The sequence below is a fragment of the Halochromatium sp. genome, assembly GCF_054919635.1.
Genome location: NZ_JBUDPI010000443.1, coordinates 1 through 2,684 on the forward strand (window position 1 = coordinate 1; position 2,684 = coordinate 2,684).

Genomic DNA, 2,684 nt, shown 5'->3' on the forward strand with positions numbered 1-2,684 from the left:
TCGACCGCGGCGGTGATCTCCCGCATCAAGATCATGGCCAAGCTCAATATCGCCGAGCGACGGTTGCCTCAGGACGGGCGCATCCCGCAGCGCATCCAGGGCAAGGAGCTCGACCTGCGCGTCTCCACCGTGCCGACCATGTTCGGCGAGAGCGTGGTGATGCGTCTGCTCGACAAAGAAAGCGTCAGCTTCGACTTCGACGCCCTTGGCTTCGACGGCCCACCGCGTGATCGACTGATCAAGGTGCTCGACCAGCCCTACGGCATCTTCCTCGTTACCGGCCCGACCGGCAGCGGCAAGAGCACCACCCTCTACACCGCGCTGAGCCGGCTCAATACCGAAGAGAACAAGATCCTCACGGTCGAAGACCCGGTCGAGTACCAGGTCGCCGGCATCAATCAGATCCCCGTCAAATCCTCGATCGGCATGACCTTTGCCGGTGCGCTACGCGCCATCGTCCGGCAAGATCCGGACATCATCATGGTCGGTGAGATGCGCGATCTCGAGACTGCCCGCATCGCCGTGCAGTCGGCCCTGACCGGTCACGTGGTGCTCTCCACCCTGCACACCAACGACGCCGCCAGTGGCGTAACGCGCCTGCTCGACATGGGGGTCGAAGACTATCTGCTCACCAGCACCATCAACGGTATCCTGGCGCAACGCCTGGTGCGCCGGCTCTGCCCGCACTGCCGCCAGCCCTATGAGCCCCTGCCTGAGCTGGCGACCAAGATCCGTGAGGCGGGATTGGCGGATGCCAGTGCTGTCGCACCGCTGCAGCTCTATCGCGCCGTCGGCTGCAAGCAGTGCAACCACACCGGCTATCGTGGCCGATTGGTCATCGCCGAGGTCCTGCTGATGAGCGACCGCATCCGCCAGTCCGTGCTCGCACATGCGACTGCTGGCGATATCCATCGCATCGCGGTCGAGGAAGGGATGGCAACCATGTATCGCGATGGGCTGCGCAAGGCCGTCGACGGGCGCACCACCATTGAGGAGGTGATCCGTGTCGCAGAAGACAATTGAGCCTTGTGCGCAGCGCCCGAACGGCAATCCCTCACAGGTTTATCCCATTGCCAAACCGAGGCCAGGCTGCATCCTGGTTCCTCGCCACCTGAGGCAGGCTGATCCTGCTGCAGCGGCGCACTGGCGACAGCGATAACACGACCGATGCCGCGCTACTACTACAAGGCCGTCAAGCTCGACGGCGAAGAGGTCGAGGGCGAGCACGAAGCCGCTGATGAAGGGGCTCTGATCGCGCGTCTCCAGGCCGAAGGGCTGCTGCCGCTAAAGACACGCTCAGCCGGCGGCCTCACCGCCCAGCTCGCGCGCCGGCGACAGCGCAGCCTGCAGGCCAAGGACATCGAGAGCCTGACCCGCCAGCTCGCGACCCTGATTGAATCTGGCCTGACACTGGATCGCTCACTTGGCGTGCTCACCGAGCTGACGCCCGAGGAGCATGTCAAGCGCGTGCTCGCCGATCTGCAGGAGCGGGTGCGTGGAGGCGCCACCTTCTCGACTGCGCTCGAGGCGCAAGGCGGCCAGTTCCCTAAGCTCTACATCAACATGATCCGCGCCGGCGAGGCCAGTGGCGCCCTAGACCAGGTGCTCGGCCGACTCGCGGACTACCTCGAGCGCAGCGCCGAGCTGCGTGGCACTGTGACCTCAGCGCTGGTCTACCCGATGATCCTGCTCGTCATCGCCGGACTCTCGGTGATCATGCTGCTGGTCTTCGTGGTGCCGCAGTTTACGGTGCTGTTTGAAGATATGGGAGCGGCACTGCCAACGCCCACCCGCATCGTCGTCGGTGCCGGCGACCTGTTCCGCGACTACTGGTGGGCCTTGCTGGTCATGGTGGCGCTGATCGCCGTGCTCATCGAGCGCTGGCTGCAGAATCCCGACAATCGGCGCGCCTTCGACTACCGCATCATGCGCCTGCCCCTGTTCGGCGACCTGATCTGGAAGATGGAGACCGCGCGCCTCTGCCACACGCTGAGCACCCTGCTCAAGAACGGCTTGCCCCTGCTGAGCGGGCTCAACCTGGCCAAGGAGGTGGTCAACAACCGCAAGATCGGCGATGGGCTCGACGAGGCCGCCGAGGACCTCAAGCACGGTCGCGGTCTTGCTGAGCCCCTGACCAGCCGCGCGGTGCTGCCGCAGCTCGCCCTTCAGATGATCCGGGTCGGCGAGGAATCCGGTACGCTGGACGCCATGCTTGCCAAGGTCGCCGACATCTTCGACCGCGAGACCCGCACCAGCGTGCAGCGCATGCTGACCCTGCTGGAGCCCACACTGATCATCGGCCTCGGCGTCATCGTCGCTGGTATCATCATCTCCATCCTGATGGCGATCCTCGGCGCCAATGAACTGGTGTTTTAACGAACTCAGGAGCAGAAAATGAGCGATAACGTCGACAATCTCGTGCTCGAGCACTTGCGGGTCATTCGCGGCGATCTCAGCGATGTCAAAGAGCGATTGGATCGCATGGATTTGCGACTTTCGGCCATCGAGCAAACCATCGGCAGTCTCTATGCCCTGTCAGCGAGCGATCGCGAAACGCTATAGAGCGTTATCAAGCGAGTCGAACGCATTGAACGGCGGCTCGAGCTGTCTGAGGTCTAGCAGTTGCCCCTTATAATCCAGCATCCTCTTAATCGATCCATGAACATAGCTCTGATGCTTACAAC

The 2,684-nt window shown here is 63.2% G+C and carries 3 protein-coding genes; all 3 read left to right on the top strand.

Annotation, left to right across the window (positions count from 1 at the left end):
- On the top strand, positions 1-1,023 hold a 1,023-nt coding region (locus tag ACY693_RS18005), incomplete at its 5' end, for a GspE/PulE family protein (protein ID WP_462323188.1).
- A 144-nt stretch (positions 1,024-1,167) separates the two neighbouring features.
- Positions 1,168-2,376: a type II secretion system F family protein gene (locus ACY693_RS18010; protein WP_462323189.1), complete on the top strand. Its 1,209-nt coding sequence runs from the start codon at positions 1,168-1,170 to the stop codon at positions 2,374-2,376.
- A gap of 18 nt (positions 2,377-2,394) precedes the next feature.
- Positions 2,395-2,562 (top strand): hypothetical protein, encoded by a 168-nt coding sequence (locus ACY693_RS18015; RefSeq protein WP_462323190.1) that lies wholly within the window; start codon positions 2,395-2,397, stop codon positions 2,560-2,562.
- Positions 2,563-2,684: the final 122 nt, after the last annotated feature.

What these genes read in the sequence shown, in the direction of transcription:
- ACY693_RS18010 (WP_462323189.1), top strand. Translation starts at nt 1,168, where the DNA reads ATGCCGCGCTACTACTACAAGGCCGTCAAGCTCGACGGCGAAGAGGTC.
- ACY693_RS18015 (WP_462323190.1), top strand. Translation starts at nt 2,395, where the DNA reads ATGAGCGATAACGTCGACAATCTCGTGCTCGAGCACTTGCGGGTCATT.